The following is a 1,151-nucleotide window of genomic DNA, read 5'->3' as shown; positions in this document are numbered from 1 at the left end:
CCCTGGTGGCCTGCCTCTCCGTCGTCGGCACCTCCAAGGAGGCCACCGCGACCCAGGACCTGGACAAGTCGGTCGGCGCCGTCCTCATCGTCCAGGACAGCGGCGCGGGGAGGCCGATCGTGCCCCAGGCCGCCGAGGCCCTGCACGCCGTGCCCGGCCTGGAGCACATGACGGACTACACCTACCTCAAGGCGAAGGTCACCGCCCCCGACGGCAGGACGGTCGACGAGGGCATCACCGCCACCGACCCGACCTACCAGAAGGACGTCCGCCGCACCGCCCTCTCCGGCGACCTCGCCCAGGCGTACGGGAAGAACGCCATGTCCGTCGGTGAGGACTACGCGGAGAAGTACGGCGTCAAGGTCGGGGACACCCTCACGGTCGCCTTCGCCGCCGGGGAGACCGCGCGGCTGAAGGTCGCGGCCATCACCTCCGACGACACCAACATCGACCGCGGCGCGATGTACACGAACATCACCACGGCCACCTCCTACATGCCCGCCGACAAGATGCCGCAGAACGTGGCGATGTTCGGCAAGGCCGAGGAGGGCAAGGAGAAGGAGGCGTACGCGGCCCTGAAGACCGCGCTCGCGGAGTACCCGGTCTACAAGGTGCAGAACCAGGCCGACTTCAAGGAGGACCTGAAGAACCAGATCGGCCAGCTGCTGAACATCGTCTACGGCCTGCTCGCCCTCGCGATCATCGTCGCGGTGCTCGGTGTGGTGAACACCCTCGCCCTCTCCGTGGTCGAGCGGACCCGGGAGATCGGCCTCATGCGGGCCATCGGCCTCTCCCGCCGCCAGCTCCGCCGCATGATCCGGCTGGAGTCCGTGGTCATCGCCCTCTTCGGCGCCCTGCTCGGACTGGGCCTGGGGATGGGCTGGGGCACGGCGGCCCAGAAGCTGCTGGCCCTGGAGGGGCTGGAGGTCCTGGAGATCCCGTGGCCGACGATCCTCACGGTCTTCGCCTGCTCCGCACTGGTCGGACTCTTCGCCGCCCTCGTCCCGGCCTTCCGGGCGGGCCGGATGAACGTCCTCAACGCCATCGCGACGGACGGCTGAGACTCCGCCACCCCAACACGGCGGGTGGGCCGGGGCGCTCGCCGCCACGGCCGCGACGGACGGCCGGGACGCCCGGAAGCCGGTGCGGCG

General features: G+C 70.5%; 1 protein-coding gene. It reads left to right on the top strand.

The window, feature by feature from the left end; all coding sequences use genetic code 11:
* The coding region (locus AB0M27_RS48025; RefSeq protein ID WP_365732489.1) for an FtsX-like permease family protein at nucleotides 1-1,061 on the top strand (1,061 nt) is incomplete at its 5' end.
* Nucleotides 1,062-1,151 lie beyond the last annotated feature (90 nt).

The organism is Streptomyces sp. NPDC052107 (assembly GCF_040680215.1).
Lineage (GTDB): Bacteria > Actinomycetota > Actinomycetes > Streptomycetales > Streptomycetaceae > Streptomyces.
The sequence above is the reverse complement of the archived record's forward strand: the minus strand, read 5'-3'. Positions and strand labels throughout refer to the sequence as shown.